Here is a 14,747-nt window from a genome sequence, read left to right as displayed (position 1 = left end):
GTAATCCATGAACTGGAATTCAGTGGTTATTTTCTGATTACCTGGGATATTGTACGGTATAGTACCAGTTTGGGATTGATGCACATTGGACGTGGTAGCGGTGCCAACAGCATCATTGCCTATTGTCTGGGTATTACCGATATATGTCCTATAGAGCTGGATCTTTATTTTGAACGCTTCCTGAACCTAAACCGTAAAACCCCACCAGATTTTGATATCGATTGGAGCTGGCAGGACCGAAATACCATTTTGGAATATATTTTCAATCGCTACGGCAAAGACCATGTAGCCTTTTGTGGTACCAATGTAGAATTCAAATACCGTTCTATTTTCCGTGAAGTAGGTAAAGTGTTCGGACTCCCAAAAGAGGAACTTGATGCACTAGCAAAGAATCCAATGGAACGGCACGACGATAATTCGGTGGTAAAACTGGTACATAAATATGGGAAAATGTTGGAAAAATATCCCAACCAGCGCAGCATGCATTCTTGCGGCATCATTATTTCCGAAGAACCTATTACCAATTACACCGCACTCGAAATGCCGCCCAAAGGTTTTCCCATCGTTCAGTTCGATATGCACATTGCCGAAGACATCGGTTTCGAAAAATTCGATATTTTAAGCCAAAGGGGCATCGGCAGCATCAACGATGCGGTAAAGCTGATCGAACAAAATCGGGGCATTACGGTAGATATCCGGGATACGTCCATTTCTAAAAATGAGAAGCAGTGTAATGAATTCCTGAGCCGCGGACAAACCATCGGCTGTTTTTATATAGAATCTCCCGCCATGCGCGGGTTGCTCAGAAGGCTTAAGTGCGACAACTATAAAACGCTGGTGGCGGCATCGTCCATCATCCGTCCGGGAGTGGCACAGTCGGGTATGATGAAAGAATACATCTTCCGGCACAACTACCCCGATCAGTTCGAATATTTTCATGAGGTATTTCAGGAACATCTGGGCGATACCTACGGCATTATTGTGTATCAGGAAGACGTCATCAAAATCGCCATGCATTTTGGCGGACTCACAGCTGCAGACGGAGACATCCTGCGCAGGGCAATGAGCGGCAAGGGGCGTTCGCTGGCTGCATTACAGAAGGTAAAAGATAATTTCTTTGCTTCATGTACGGCTAAAGGGCATAGCGAAGCGTTAAGCCGCGAAGTGTACCGTCAGATAGAATCCTTTGCAGGCTATTCGTTCTGCAAGGCGCATTCGGCTTCATATGCTGTAGAAAGTTACCAAAGCCTTTACCTCAAGGTATATTACCCTTTGGAATTCATGGTGGCCGTCATCAACAATATGGGGGGCTTTTACCGTACCGAGGTCTATGTGCACGAAGCACGAATGTCGGGTGCCGTAATTTTAAACCCCTGTGTCAATAACAGCGAATACCACACCACGCTTTACGGTAACAATGTGTATCTGGGATTTATGCACCTTCAGGGATTGGAAGCAAAGCTGGCAGAAAATATACCTGGTGAGCGTAGAAAAAATGGAGCGTTCACTTCACTTGAAGATTTTGTTAGGCGCATCCCTATAGGTATCGAAGCAGTACAGATACTTATCTTTATAGGTGCGTTCCGTTTCACAGGGAAAAATAAAAACGAGCTGCTGGTACAGGCACGTTTGCTGTTAGTGAACTTTAAACCGGAAAACCGCAACCTTACCCTGTTACAGGAGCCGGCTAAAGAGTTTAAACTTCCTGAGTTATCCCGGTCATGTTTTGAAGATGCTTTTGATGAAATTGAGTTAATTGGTTTTACGGTATCGTGCACACCTTTCGATCTGCTGCAGACAAAGCATAGGGGTGAAGTGATGGCTAAAGATCTGATACACCATCACAAAGGCGAAGTAAAGATGCTGGCGTACCTTATTTCCCGCAAACATGTACCCACAAAAAAAGGGGCTATGTTTTTCGGTACCTGGATCGATGTGGAGGGAAATTATTTCGATACGGCACATTTTCCAGATTGTCTGGAACAATATCCGTTTCAGGGAGGTGGGTGTTACCTGTTGCTGGGCAGGGTAGAGGTGGATTATCATTTTCCTACAATAACAATACTTAAAATGGCAAAAATGCCGTTCATCCCCGATCCGCGTTATTCGCACGACAAACAGCGCGAATTCGATGTGCATCGTCAGATAAAGGAAGATGTTTCCATGACCCAGCGCAAACCTTACCCGCAGGAACATGAGATAGGATTGCCTAGACGTAAGATCAATGAACAGTACAACATTAAAGATGAAATGAAACAATAATTCAGAGCTATAGTATATGAAACTTTTTAACGATACCGAACTATTCACAACAGGCAGCAGAGGAACCAAAGAGTTTAATCTGCCCGATGCCGATGTAATGCTGATTGATAATTTTTTCAGCAAGGAAGAATCCGACATTTTTTATGATAAGTTATTAACCGCAACCCCATGGCGTGAATATGAAATGCCAATGTACGATAAAATTGTTACGGCACCCCGAATGATTTCCTGGCATCAGGATAAAGAAGAGAATATACCCTCGGGTAATGCACCCGAATTTACTGCCGACCTAAATAAAATCCGCGAGCGGGTAGAAACAGAAACTAATCTAAAGTTCAATGCCGTGCTTTTAAACCTGTACCGCAATGGCAGCGACAGTGTCTCATGGCACAGTGATAAGATCGAAAGGTCGGGTAGCAATCCAATCATCGCATCGGTAACTTTCGGCGAAACACGCATGTTCCACTTAAGGCATAAATTTAGGAAAGAGGTGCCTCAGGTTGATATACCGTTGTATCACGGCTCGTTCCTGATAATGGCAGGCAAAACCAACAGTTTCTGGGAACATGCTGTTCCTAAAACCACTAAAGAGGTATTACCCAGAATAAACCTTACATTTAGAAGAGTCATAAGATGAGGTGAAAAATTTTTTAGTAAATTCAAATGTCATCAGGTGTCAGCCAATTGCTGATTAAAATCGTAAATTTGAAACAGATACATTAAAATAGATTACAGGGATCATAGCAAATGAAGAAGATGGAATATGCGGTGGTAGATATAGAAACTACGGGCGGAAATGCAGGCGGAAGCAGAATAACAGAAATTGCTGTGCTTATACATAATGGAAAGGAAGTGATCGAACGTTGGGAAACCCTTGTAAATCCGCAACAGCACATACCATTATACATTACTGCTCTTACGGGGATCAGTAACGAAATGGTTTATGAGGCACCATTGTTTCAAGACATCGCTAAAGAACTGTTAGAACTACTCTCTAACCGCATTTTTGTGGCTCATAACGTTAATTTCGATTATTCGTTTGTTCGTCACCAGTTGGAAGACGCAGGTTATAAATGGACAGCACCTAAATTGTGTACGGTTCGTGCAGCACGCAAAATCAAACCCGGTCTTCCTTCTTACAGCCTTGGAAACCTTTGTCGATCTTTGGATATTTCATTGGAAAACCGCCACCGTGCCGGCGGTGATGCCGATGCCACAGCTGTGCTTTTGTCGTTACTTATCAACGACGGTGCTTTAGAAATTCAGAAAATGATAAAAAAAACGGCACCGGATCAACGGCTGCCTCCAAACTTACCTCCAGAAGATTTTCAAAATCTTCCTGAAAAACCGGGTGTTTACTATTTTTACAATGCTCAGAAAAAAGTTGTATATGTAGGTAAGGCGGTAAACCTTAAAAAAAAGAGTAGCTTCACACTTCAGCGGTCACAAGGTTACACCTCAAAGACAGCATTTTTTAAGGGACATATACGGTATTTCTTTTGAAGTATGTGCCACCGAACTCATGGCATTACTTTTAGAGTGTTCGGAAATCAAAAAGTTATGGCCAATTTACAATACTGCATTAAAAAGGTTCGAACCTAAATACGGACTTTACGAATATACCGCACGCAACGGTTATAGGTACCTTGCAGTTGGTAAGGTGAGCAAACTGAAGCCGTGTATAGAAGTTTTTAGTACTATTAACGAAGGCATAAGCCTGCTGCGGAATCTACAGGAACAATTTGCTTTAGATTATCGTTTTTGTAAATATGCTGTAAGCACCGAAAGTGAAGGTGTGGTTGTTAATGATCTATCTGATTTACCATTGGTAGAAAAGCATAATCAACAGGTACAGCAGGCGGTAGATTTTGTAACGGAAATGAAGCCGAGCTACTATATTTTGGATAAGGGAAGGACTAAAGACGAGCAAAGCTGTATATGGGTTCAGGACGGACATTTTTACGGCATGGGCTATATTGCTAATGAAGTATCTGTTAAAGATCCAGAAAAAATGAAAGATTTTTTAACCCGCCATAAAAGTAATACCTATATTACGCAGCTTATTAGTTCTTTTGCAACCAAAAATTCTGGTAAGGTTTTTAATATAAAGTGAATTAATTACGAAATTTTATTTTAATAACTTTGTTAATGCAGTGGTATGTCAAAATCTAACTATTTCATAAACAAAGTTTAGCTTAGGAGCTTCTCCAAAATAAGTCACTTCCTGCTCTCCAATTTTCTCAGCACCAATACGTCCTATGGCAATCTGCGAGCGAATATTGTCAGCTCCAATATGAAAATTCACTTTGGGGACAAACTGAAAAATATAATCTAACATCAGCTCTTTTACCGATTTATTGACACCTTTTCCCCAATACTCTACTGCATAAAACGTGTAGCCGATGAATATGCTGTTTTCCTGTTCATTAAAATCATAAAAGCGTGTGCTTCCAATAATGGTTCCAGTAGCTTTATCTACAATTTTAAAAGCACCTTTACTTTGCATGGCTCCATCAAAAAATGTTTTGAATACCTCTTTTTTCCAACGGTCTTTATTCGGGTGTTGTTCCCATATTTTAGTGTCGGATGCTGCTGCATATAAATCTTCAAAATCCTTTTCCTGCAAAGGGCAAAGGATTGCAATTTCATTTTCTAATGTAGGCTGAATATTAAACTTCATATTTCTATAATTTTTTAATGTAATCTGCAATGTCCCTTTCCGCCATATTTTTGCTTTTGGACAAATTTTCTGCAATACGATGTTTTTCTGTTTCCGTTTTGTTTTGGCTCAATTTTTTTTGTCCTTGCAAATCGGTTATTTCTATTTCAAAGGCTACGATGCCTTTCATCATTCCTTTTTTGAATCTATCATTAAGACTTACCCATTGTTGTAAATAGTCTTCTTCATAGAAAAGGATCATCTGCTCCAAAACAGCTTCTTTGGCTACTTCGTCTTCTAATATTTTTGCTTTACCATAGGCATGAACTGCAATATAATCCCAAGTTGGCACGCTTTCCCGCTTGTTATAATTTGCTGGTGAGATGTAGGCATGTGGCTCTGAAAAAATCACCAAAGATATATTGTCTTCAATGTATTTATGCTGTTCATTAGCTTTGGCAAAATGGGAAATCAATACTAGTTTGTCTGAGCGGTCGTCTATAAAAAACGGCAGCTGAGTTGCAATGGGAAGATTGTCTTTAGTGGTAACAATAGTAGCAAAGCTATATCGCTTCATAAAAGCAATTTTTTCGCCATTATCCTGAAACTGAAAATGATTTGGTATATACATATGCTGAATATATTTTACAATTTCTTTTTCATCATGATATCGGTTTGCTCATCATCTCCTAATTTGAAAATGTGTTTATCGAATGCCACAAATCCATTTTTTTGATAAAAGCGAATAGCTCTTGAATTTTCTTCCCAAACACCCAACCAAACATACTTAACCTCTTTATTGTATGCTATCTCTATGGCTTTGTCATATAATAGCTGCCCCACTTTTTTACCATGATACTCCTGTAAAACATAAATTCTCTCTATTTCAAGGCTACTGCTATCTTGCAATTCTGTTTGGGAGTTTTCAAAATTTAATTTTAGATAGCCAATGACTTTTTCCGCTAAAACAGCAAAATAAAACTCCGAATATTCATCGTTCAATTCTTCAGTTAGCTTTTCGATAGAAAAACCTTCCTCTAAATATTTTGACATATTTTCTTGGGTATTGTTTTCTGCAAAAGTTTCAAAAAACGTTTTTCTGCCGATTTCTTGCAGTAAACCAATATCCTTAAGCATTACTTTTCTAATTACTATATCTTCCATTTTTTCAATTTAAATTGTCCATTCGTAGTTTAACCATTCTGTATTTTCAATTGCTCCCAGACGTTCATAAAATCTTTTACCTCCTTCATTCCACGGTGCTACTGTCCATTTTACCTGTATGCAATTATGTATTTCCGCCTGCTTTTTTAATACACACATGAGTTGCTCTCCAATCCGCTTACCTCTATAGTTTTTATCAACATATAGCTCTTTCATATAAATAGCTGGTTTATTCTGTGCTGTGTAAGGAATAAAATAATAGACCAAAATACCCACTATGAGCCTATTTTCTTCTGCTACAAGGCAATGAAAATCTGGTGGACTTTTTATAAATCCACTTTCTTTTACAATTTCTGGAGTAATAGCAAATACATCAATATACTTTTCAAATATTGCTAATTCTCGCATCAACTCCCAAAGTCGTTCACTATCAGCAACTGCAGCTTTCCTAACTGTTATTGTACTACTTTTCATATTATATCATTTTTCATTGGAATACTTCAAAAGTAAAACTATATTGGATTATATTTGTAGTCCAATTTATATAAAATGGATAGTCCAATTTTAGTACGTCATTTTAGCGAACTGCTTATTGATCATACTTCTGAAAGAGCTGTTTATCTACAATTAGCAGATGGAATTTTGACTTTGATTAAAAGTAACAAACTGCTTTCCGGACAAAAGTTACCCAGTTCAAGGGACATTTCATCATTGTTACAGATTAACAGAATTACTGTTTCAAAGGCTTTTGAAGAACTGCAAACACAAGGTTGGTTAGAAAGTTTTGTAGGACGAGGGACATTTGTTTCTTCTCATATCCCATTATCTGACCCCAAAACATTACAAAACGCTATTGCAAATGCACCACTAAAAAAAGCTGGTTTTACTATTCATTCCAAGCCTCATTTAAATATTCCTCTCACGGTAACTAATACTAAACTTCATTTAGACGATGGATTTCCTGATCCTAAATTGGCTCCCATAAAGGAATTGTATCGAGCCTATCGAAATCAATTATCGAGAGGCGGACTCTATACTAAATTCGGGAGTTATAGCTATCCGAATGGTTCTGAACCATATAGAGAAGCAATTTCCAACTACTTGAATGAAACAAGAGGATTGAAGACTAGCGAAAAAAATATTCTTTCGGTAAGGGGAACACTCATGGGCATCAATCTTGTCTGCAATGGTTTGATTGATGCAGGAGATGTTATTGTTTCAGGAGTACCTGGTTGGAACAGAGCAGAAATGAATTTTATTCACGCTAAAGCCAAACACATTACGATACCTGTAGACGAAAACGGTTTGGTTGTAGATGAATTGAAAAAGATTTGCCAACAACAAAAAGTAAGAATGGTTTATGTAACGCCTCATCATCATTATCCTACAACAGTATCGCTTCGTATAGACCGAAGATTGGAATTGTTACGGTTGGCGAATGAATACGGCTTTATCATTTTTGAGGATGATTATGATTTTGATTTTCATTATAAACATCGTCCACTGCTGCCACTTGCAAGTGCAGATGAAAATGGTATGGTTATTTATTGCGGTTCATTCAGCAAAAGTTTTTCTCCTGCTTTCCGTATGGGCTATTTGGTTGTTGCAGAAAATGTAGCGGAACACCTCTCCAATGTTCGTATTTTACTGGACAGACAAGGTGATCACATCCTGGACAACGCTATGGCTGATTTATTGAACGAAAACACCATACAGCGTTATCTTAGAAAAGCTTTGACCGTATATGAAGAAAGACGTGATATTTTTTGCGACTTACTTAATTCTGAGCTGAGTGGTAAAGTAAACTTTGATATTCCTGAAGGTGGTATGACTGTTTGGACCGAATTTGATAAAGCTATAAACCTGCAACTACTAGCACAAAAAGCTTATCAGAAAGGATTATATATATCCAATGGAAAAATACACCAATATTCAAACTACAATACGAATGGCGTACGTTTGGGGTTTGCATCTTCTTCTATAGATGATGTAATCAAGAGTGTGGATATTATAAAAGGATTGCTATAATATGATTTTCCCTATTGTTAGTTTATGTACTCATCTACTGCGTTATCTACTTTATCACACTACTTTAGCATAAATAAGAGTAATTTCGGATATATCAATGGTTTAATTTCTTTTTAAAGTTTTTTATATACTAGTATCAAACCAATCTATATTTTAATCATAAGTCATATAAAATTAACTAGTTATGGTTAATAATCTACTTTAACGAACGACTTTTTAAGGAGAAAACGGCTTATTAAGTAATAAGCCGTTTTAATATAGAAATATTTAGTCAATACTGTTAAACTGAAACTTCAAATTCTTTTCATTACCAAAGTCATCAGATATCCATACTATAAAAGATTGTGTTATTTTGGATGTTGATGTGTAGTACAGTCTGAATTGTTTCTTGGGTAAAAAATAAATATCGTTAGGAAGGTAAGGTTGTTCATCATAGTACTGTAAAGTACCCTGCCCATCAAACTGGAAATAGAGCAGGTAATATTTATTTTCTTTGTAACTTCCGGTTGACTCGATCGATATCCTGATTTCGACTGTATCTCCGTCAGCTATTTCTTTTGGCACCGGCATGACCTTTAACTCAAACGGAAAATTTTGTTGTATTTCTAGTTCATCTGCTGTGTTACATGAAAATATAGAAAATGAAGTTATTAAGATTGCCAGCAATCCAAATATCGGTAGTAATCTCATTTTTAATTTATAAAATAGTTCTTTCATTGTTTTTATTTTAAAAGTTAAACCGTAATCCTAAACCTAGAGATGGTCTGAATTGTTCCAGATCTGTATTCCAATAAACTTTTGTTCTAGCTTGAATAAGTAAAACCATCCGATCTGATAAGTAGGTTTCTAAGGTGAGGCGTCCGCCGGCACCGTATATGAAGTTGTTTTTACTTATCATTTCAGCTCCGTCATACAACATCGTTTCACCACGGTTTAGACTCTCATATCCCATAATTCCTGTTAATCCGAAATTCAGTACGATGTTCTTTTGTGCATCACCTAACAAAAAGAAACTGTAACCACCTTCCATGGTATAGGTTTCTTGTGGTATTGTTGTGGATTTGTAAACGTGTTGCTTTTGGCTATATTCAAAACTCCATAATTGGTAATTGCCTTTTTTGCTGTTTACAGTCATTGCAGCACTAATGTAATAGTCAGTAGTTTTTTGAACATTTGATAAAAGACCTGCAGTTATTTCCAAACCTTTTTGTTTGGGTAGCATTCGCTGTGCCGTCGTTGACGTAATATTTAATAAAACGATTAGGACGGTATATATAAATTGTTTCATATATGTAGTTTAGTTGGTTAAATCTTAAGATGCATATCACTTACAACACGTGCTTTTATCAGATCACTGTTTTGAATTTGAATGGTTTGATTTCTTGCTCCGTTCTTTTCAAAAATCTCAATTAAAAGCATCTTGTCACTACTTGTTGTAAACCGATCTAAAAGGTAAACGTTTTGTTCTGTTGAATTTCCTTTGATTTCAATCAGTGGTTTATACGTTCGTAACGGTATGATTGACTGTTGTTGCACAACTGTACGCTTGGCTACTTTTTTATCTATTATTTTGAAATTGACGTAATCAATTTCAAATGGAACATTGGAACTGTTCTTTACTTCCGTATGGAAATAGTATTTGCCATTGTGTATATATATTCCCTTTAGGGTAAAGCTGATACCGAAACTTTTAGATCCCAGATGTTTTACAATTCGTTTGTTGTCGTTGTGAATGGCTTCAAGAAGTAAATCGGTGAGATAGGGAGGAGTTTCTCCCAACTCTTCAAAGAGCACATCATTCAAATTTTCTTTTTCCAACTGCTTTTGCATGGTCAGCAGATCGTAACTCAATATATCGGGATAAGAGCTGTAATAAGCATTAAAACTGTAAAAACGACCGTCATTTGTGATAACCGAAAAATTTGTTTCGTCTTCAAAATCTCGTACTGTAGCTTTGATGCGTAGCACATTATCCGCTTCATCCGCTTTCCCTGCTATGAGGTATTCACTTCCTAAATCTACGTAACGTATCGCTGAGGGAAAAATCAGATGTGATGTTTTATCGTAAGTTACATCCAATAAATAGGATTCTATTTTACCTAGTGTAAGGGGATATTGGTTGCTGTCTTGCGCAATACAGTTTAAAGGGAAACTATATATGAGAATAGTTAAATAGATGATTTTTAAATATTTTTTCATATTGAATGTATTTTTATTAGTATTAATTTTTTGAAACGAGGAACACCTGATGACCGGCTTTTAAGGTTACTTTTGGAGTTCTCGCTTTTTTGGAGAAGTAACCTGAAATACCCTGAATGACACCACGGCTCAAGTCTGCAGCAACCTGTTGTCCGGCAGACTGAGTAAGCATCAGGCTGCTTCCGGAGGTCTGGCTCATATTGGCTGCCATTTCAGAAGCTGCATTCATTTCGGGCGAGTAGGGTATGTATAAACCTGGTTGACCATCCAGATCATAAATCGTCAGGTCAACAGGTATTATGGTACCTTCCATTTCTATGGAGCTGACCTTTAGTTGTAAACGTCCTGCCTGTAATTTGGCAACAGCGCTTACCAGAGTACCTTGTGGGATTATTCTTCCTGAGCTTTGAGCTGATTCGAGCAAGCGCAATCTGACTCCTGTATCTGAAATAATGGTCTGTGTTTCTAATACCATCGCCTTAATACTGTTTTTGGGTTGGGCAGTCTCTTTTTGAACTATTGGCGAGTAGAATTCCCTGTTTCTATCCTCTGACCAATTATTTAAAAACTCGCCGTCGGTTGGCTCACGATACAGAGAAGAAACAGTGTTCTTTGACTTGGAAATCAGTGGAACAAATGATTCTTTTGAACTTGTTTTAATCGCAGATTTATCTGTAGTATTGGTAGAAGTAACTTGTGGTAGATCATTGTTATTTAAATTACTACCGGGTAAATATTTTGCAGCCATCTGATAAGATTTTTCCATCAGTGCCAGTTGGTCGTCAACGGTCGGAGGTTTTGGAATATCCTTTTCTGCCAATTCCTTTTTCAATTCCTCCAACTGTCTGCGCAGTTCCTGCGTTTCGCTGTTGTCTTTTTCATAAAAAGAGTTCAGAGTTCCCTGTGCAGATTGGTAGCTGTTTAAATGCGAATTTGATGTATTTTCAATTTTTTTGCTATTTCCAAAAACGTTGCTTTCCTTTTCTGATAGACTGATATTAGGACTTAATTTTTCTTCTGTATTCCAATAGTCTGCAAGGGTGGTTAATGCGCTGCGTTTTTCCTGGTCTTTCTGCTGAAGCAGTTCCTGTTCGTAGGCTTTTCCTTTGTCATCGGGCAAGCCTGAACCACTGGCTTGCGGAACGACATCGTTTAAGCCTATAGTTTCTAATGTCTTTTGATCTTCAGACGGTTTAAATATCAAATACATACAACCAAAAAACACAATACCCATCAAACCGAATATTAACGGCTTCTTGAAGCGTTCCAATTTATTTTGTGTGCTTTCTGTTTGATTGTCTGTGTCTTTTAAAGTTCCTTCGGTTACCTTAACGACTGTTTTTTTATTTTCATTTTCTTTCATAAATCATCGTTTATTAATAAATTTTTGATTTTGTGGTTTAAGGAGTCTTTGTACGGACTGTTTTTCATAACAGGATTTTCAATATGGTTGATCTGCATCTCTGTTTCATTGGATTCTGTGTCGTACCATATTTTAAAAATCACGGAAATGGTAAGCAGCAGGTATCCGATAAAAAGAGTGATCAGATATTGATGCTGTTTCTTGAGCGATAATCTTTTCCAGCGGTTATCTATTTTATCAAAATACATTTGAGTACTTTCTTTCAATTTTTTCATACCATCTGGATTAGCGCTCAATAATTTCAAGATCCGTATTCTCCAACACTGCGAACTTCTCTATATTGAAGCCTTGAGGATTGTTGTCTGAACGTACGGAGTTTACCAGATAACAGGAAGTGACAAGGTTTCGTTTGGTCACATTGCTTGAGCGGATGATAAACTGCTTGCTGTAGGTTTTAACTTCGTAGGGATATCTATCGAAGTTACATACCACACTGTCTACTTCGGTCCGCTGCTGTACGTTTCCGGAAATGATGCGGCTGTAGTAGCCTTTTTCCGAGAGGTCTTTGTAATAGTCAAACGCACTTTTATCCGCTAGGTTAAAGGCACGTTTCATGTTGCTTTCTATAGCATGTTTGTCCGGTGCCAATGTGAAGAACAGTTCATGGAACCTCCTTACGTGTTCTCTTGCTTCTACGGGACGGTTGATGCTTGCATCTTGCGATAAGGCAAGCATTAATGATTTTCCGTTGTCCAAGACGTAAATTTTCTGGCGCTGATCCTCTGCAAAGCGGTAGGATTGCCAAACAGCGTATCCAACCACTGCAATGCAGAGAATGGCGAAAACAACAGCATACAGCCTTATCTGCTGAAAGCTGTTCTCTATATTTCTCAAGGTTTTAAATTCCATTTTTTAGATGATTTGGATTGTTATTTATTTTAATAGCTGTCCGCTGATGTTACCGGTTGCCGAGCCTGCACCCGCACCTGCGATGTTTCCTGCTTTCATAGCGGTTTGATTGACGTTTCTGGTAAAGTTTCCTGCACCTCCTGCCTGAATGATCCATCCTGTAACAGTTGGAATGGTAAAGTATCCGATGATACCGATGATCATAAAGATGATGTACACGGTGTTGGAGGTGTCGGGTATATAGGTTGGATCAGCCAACATCTGTATGTCCCTTTCCAATATCAGCGACTGAATTCTGGCAAGCATGGAACTGAAGAGATCCGCTACGGGAAGCCAGAGATACACGCTGACGTATCTGGTGAGCCACTGGGTGAGGGTGGATTGAAAACCATCCCACACTGAAATAGCAAATGCAATCGGTCCGAGTATGGAAAGTACGATCAGGAAAAAGGTTCGGATGGTATCAATAACCAATGCTGCTGCCTGAAAAAGGATTTCCAAAAGGTTGCGGAACCAATCTTTTAATGCTTTTTCTACCTGATAAGCAGTCCGATCCATATACATTCCTGCCATCGTACCGATATCTGAGGGTGACCAACCCAGTTCTTCCAGCTTCTTATCGAATTCTTCATCTGAAACCATATAGGCGGTTTCTGGGTTTCGAACCATTGCTTCGTATTCCAGCTGGTCTTTCTGTTGCTGCAATTGGTTTAAATCAAGTACCTGATCTTCAAGGATAGCATGTGTTCCGGTAACGACAGGGCTTAATACCGCGTTGATTGTTCCCAGTACAATGGTTGGGAAAAACATGATACACAAGCCAAGAGCAAACGGTCGCAGTAACGGAAACACATCTATGGGTTCTGCACGGCTTAATGCCTGCCATACTTTTAATGCCACATAGAACAAGGCGCCCAGACCGGCTAATCCTTTTGCCACTGCCGCCATATCGGCAGCAAGGGGCATCATGTCGTCATAGAGCGAACGCAGGACTTCATGAAGGTTGTTCCATACCATAACTACCAGTATTTTTGGTTTGATCTGCCGTAGAGTTCCAAAACCCTTTTGGAATCGTTCTTCTTCTTTGCACGTAGGTAGCTTACCGAAATGTTCTTGTTGGTGTAGTAGCGAACCAAGCTGTGGTAGTCCTTCACCTGATTGTACACGCGGTCGATTACGTCCATGCGCTCTTTGTCGTTTAAGGAAAGGGTGGAAGAGGTTACGATCTGTTTCAGTTCCTTTAAAAGCTCGGTACTCTCGTTGAGTAACGCTGAGTAACCGTTGCCGATAGCAGCGAGTTCCTGCGAGGTAAAATGGGGATCGTTCATCATCTTGCCGAAGTTCTGTACGTACATCTCCGATACGTCGCCTACAAGCAGTACGGTCTGCTGTACCTTTCGGGCATCCTTTACCAGATCGTTGATGGCTTTTAGTTTGTCGTAGTACTCCTTTCCCTGATTATAGACTTTCTCTACTTCCTTGAAGTTTTTAATCACGTTGCTCACCGTAGTGGAAGTCTGCACGATTTCGTTGGCACTGTTTAAGATTCCTGATGCCAGGTTTGCGGGATCGGCAACGATAAACTGCGCATTTGCTGAAGTTGCTGCTAGGATTGCTATAATCCCAAACAGTAGGTTTACTAATTTTTTCATTTGCTTAATTTTAGATTGTTAGATATTAATCGGTTTTCTCGCGGCGTAGGAGTGCGATCTGTTTGATGGCGAGTTCTACATTGCCTCCGAGTTCGGATGCCAGCTGCATTACTTCCATTTTTTCGCTTTCTTCGGTGGTGTAGGCGAGGTATTCTTCCAGACTTACTTCTGTAGCATAAACTGCGGAATGGGTACCACCCAGACCGATCCATACTTCTTTGTAAAGTCTTGACGGATCATTGTTCATGTTGATGGACAATACCTGCGCTTTTTCCTTGTCTGTAAGTCCCAACATTGCCTGTATGTCGTCAAACTTGTTCATGTACTTTCGTTGGTCAAGCAGAATCTTACAGTCGGAATTGTTGATGATGCTTTCCTTGACAATCGGGGACTGGATGATGTCGTCCACTTCCTGGGTTACCACGATGGCTTCTCCGAAGAACTTACGAACTGTTTTAAACAGGTATTTGATGTATTCCGCCATTCCTTCTTTAGCAATAGCTTTCCATGC

General features: G+C 39.0%; 18 protein-coding genes. 5 read left to right on the top strand and 13 right to left on the bottom strand.

What is annotated here, in order from left to right; translation table 11 throughout:
* From dnaE to BM253_RS17625, 4 genes are all read left to right on the top strand, one after another.
* Positions 1 to 2,262, top strand: a 2,262-nt coding sequence (dnaE, locus tag BM253_RS16445) for a DNA polymerase III subunit alpha (protein ID WP_091526465.1), incomplete at its 5' end; no start/stop codon positions are given.
* A 16-nt stretch (positions 2,263 to 2,278) separates the two neighbouring features.
* Positions 2,279 to 2,899: an alpha-ketoglutarate-dependent dioxygenase AlkB family protein gene (locus BM253_RS16440; RefSeq protein ID WP_091526463.1), complete on the top strand. Its 621-nt coding sequence runs from the start codon at positions 2,279 to 2,281 to the stop codon at positions 2,897 to 2,899.
* 110 nt (positions 2,900 to 3,009) lie between these two features.
* Complete coding sequence (locus BM253_RS17630) at positions 3,010 to 3,765, top strand: exonuclease domain-containing protein (protein WP_317040976.1); 756 nt, start codon at positions 3,010 to 3,012, stop codon at positions 3,763 to 3,765.
* A gap of 19 nt (positions 3,766 to 3,784) precedes the next feature.
* Entirely contained in the window at positions 3,785 to 4,375 is a 591-nt protein-coding gene (locus BM253_RS17625; protein WP_317040975.1) for a hypothetical protein, read from the top strand.
* A gap of 48 nt (positions 4,376 to 4,423) precedes the next feature.
* Here BM253_RS17625 and BM253_RS16430 read toward each other — a convergent pair whose 3' ends face one another.
* The 4 genes from BM253_RS16430 to BM253_RS16415 are packed head-to-tail and all read right to left on the bottom strand — an operon-like array spanning position 4,424 to position 6,559.
* Positions 4,424 to 4,942 carry a GNAT family N-acetyltransferase gene (locus BM253_RS16430; protein ID WP_091526468.1) on the bottom strand — a complete coding sequence of 173 codons (519 nt, stop codon included), beginning with the start codon at positions 4,940 to 4,942 and terminating at the stop codon, positions 4,424 to 4,426.
* A 4-nt stretch (positions 4,943 to 4,946) separates the two neighbouring features.
* Positions 4,947 to 5,552: an FMN-binding negative transcriptional regulator gene (locus tag BM253_RS16425; RefSeq protein WP_091526461.1), complete on the bottom strand. Its 606-nt coding sequence runs from the start codon at positions 5,550 to 5,552 to the stop codon at positions 4,947 to 4,949.
* A gap of 14 nt (positions 5,553 to 5,566) precedes the next feature.
* Positions 5,567 to 6,085: a GNAT family N-acetyltransferase gene (locus BM253_RS16420; RefSeq protein WP_091526459.1), complete on the bottom strand. Its 519-nt coding sequence runs from the start codon at positions 6,083 to 6,085 to the stop codon at positions 5,567 to 5,569.
* A 9-nt stretch (positions 6,086 to 6,094) separates the two neighbouring features.
* The gene (locus BM253_RS16415; RefSeq protein ID WP_091526457.1) at positions 6,095 to 6,559 is read right to left on the bottom strand and encodes a GNAT family N-acetyltransferase; all 465 of its coding nucleotides are present in this window, start codon (positions 6,557 to 6,559) and stop codon (positions 6,095 to 6,097) included.
* A gap of 75 nt (positions 6,560 to 6,634) precedes the next feature.
* Between BM253_RS16415 and BM253_RS16410 the strand changes: the two genes are divergently transcribed.
* Complete coding sequence (locus tag BM253_RS16410; protein ID WP_091526456.1) at positions 6,635 to 8,113, top strand: aminotransferase-like domain-containing protein; 1,479 nt, start codon at positions 6,635 to 6,637, stop codon at positions 8,111 to 8,113.
* 267 nt (positions 8,114 to 8,380) lie between these two features.
* Here BM253_RS16410 and BM253_RS16405 read toward each other — a convergent pair whose 3' ends face one another.
* From BM253_RS16405 to BM253_RS16365, 9 genes are all read right to left on the bottom strand, one after another.
* Positions 8,381 to 8,830 carry a DUF3872 domain-containing protein gene (locus BM253_RS16405; protein ID WP_091526454.1) on the bottom strand — a complete coding sequence of 150 codons (450 nt, stop codon included), beginning with the start codon at positions 8,828 to 8,830 and terminating at the stop codon, positions 8,381 to 8,383.
* A gap of 10 nt (positions 8,831 to 8,840) precedes the next feature.
* Complete coding sequence (locus BM253_RS16400; RefSeq protein WP_091526452.1) at positions 8,841 to 9,401, bottom strand: conjugal transfer protein TraO; 561 nt, start codon at positions 9,399 to 9,401, stop codon at positions 8,841 to 8,843.
* A gap of 17 nt (positions 9,402 to 9,418) precedes the next feature.
* On the bottom strand, positions 9,419 to 10,312 hold the full coding sequence (gene traN, locus BM253_RS16395; RefSeq protein ID WP_091526450.1) for a conjugative transposon protein TraN: 894 nt from the start codon (positions 10,310 to 10,312) through the stop codon (positions 9,419 to 9,421).
* Between the two features lie 22 nt (positions 10,313 to 10,334).
* Positions 10,335 to 11,675, bottom strand: coding sequence for a conjugative transposon protein TraM (traM, locus tag BM253_RS16390; protein WP_091526448.1), 1,341 nt, complete (start codon positions 11,673 to 11,675; stop codon positions 10,335 to 10,337).
* A complete protein-coding gene (locus BM253_RS16385) occupies positions 11,672 to 11,950 on the bottom strand; it encodes a hypothetical protein (protein ID WP_091526466.1) in 279 nt (92 codons plus the stop codon). The genes traM and BM253_RS16385 overlap by 4 nt, the downstream gene beginning before the upstream one ends.
* Before the next feature lie 10 nt (positions 11,951 to 11,960).
* Positions 11,961 to 12,584: a conjugative transposon protein TraK gene (traK, locus tag BM253_RS16380; RefSeq protein WP_091526446.1), complete on the bottom strand. Its 624-nt coding sequence runs from the start codon at positions 12,582 to 12,584 to the stop codon at positions 11,961 to 11,963.
* Between the two features lie 24 nt (positions 12,585 to 12,608).
* Complete coding sequence (traJ, locus tag BM253_RS16375; protein ID WP_091526445.1) at positions 12,609 to 13,601, bottom strand: conjugative transposon protein TraJ; 993 nt, start codon at positions 13,599 to 13,601, stop codon at positions 12,609 to 12,611.
* Between the two features lie 2 nt (positions 13,602 to 13,603).
* A complete protein-coding gene (locus tag BM253_RS16370; RefSeq protein WP_091526443.1) occupies positions 13,604 to 14,236 on the bottom strand; it encodes a DUF4141 domain-containing protein in 633 nt (210 codons plus the stop codon).
* A gap of 25 nt (positions 14,237 to 14,261) precedes the next feature.
* Positions 14,262 to 14,747 (bottom strand): TraG family conjugative transposon ATPase (locus tag BM253_RS16365; RefSeq protein WP_143095696.1); only part of this gene is annotated, 486 nt, incomplete at its 5' end.

It is taken from the genome of Paenimyroides ummariense, assembly GCF_900115115.1.
GTDB lineage: Bacteria > Bacteroidota > Bacteroidia > Flavobacteriales > Flavobacteriaceae > Flavobacterium > Flavobacterium ummariense.
This window is presented reverse-complemented; position numbering and strand designations above follow the sequence as displayed.